Here is a 428-nt window from a genome sequence, read left to right on the forward strand (position 1 = left end):
GCTTCATAGTCACGCACTCCACCATCAGTGACCACGCCTGCAGCACCGCGGGTTTGTGCCCGCAGCGCCAAAATATCGCCGAGCGTGCCCGAACCTGGTTCTTGACGGCCTTCGATGACGATGACTTCGCCTTCGCGAACGGTATCGAAAACTTTCTTTTGCTCGTTCAGGCCGCCGCCGTGCTTTGTAAACAGGTCTTCGCGGCCTGCCACAAAGCGCAGCGTACGCGCACGGCCAACCAGCTTGGTGCCTTTTGTCTGTGGGTATACGCCCTCGATCACGGACTGGTTGATGCCATGTTTGCGTAATTGCGCAGACAGCCCGGCGGTTGGGGTTTTCTTGAGCTTGTCGACGAGTTCTGCGGGCAGAGCCTGCTCGGATTCTGCTGTGTTGTCGCTGTCTTCTTGGCCGACAGGTGGTAATCCTGC

General features: G+C 58.4%; 1 protein-coding gene. It reads right to left on the reverse strand.

Features of this window, described 5'->3' with window-relative positions:
- Positions 1-428, reverse strand: a 428-nt coding sequence (locus BKN05_RS11945) for an RraA family protein (RefSeq protein ID WP_502686339.1), incomplete at both ends; no start/stop codon positions are given.

It is taken from the genome of Corynebacterium sp. S5S1, assembly GCF_001913985.1.
Lineage (GTDB): Bacteria > Actinomycetota > Actinomycetes > Mycobacteriales > Mycobacteriaceae > Corynebacterium > Corynebacterium marquesiae.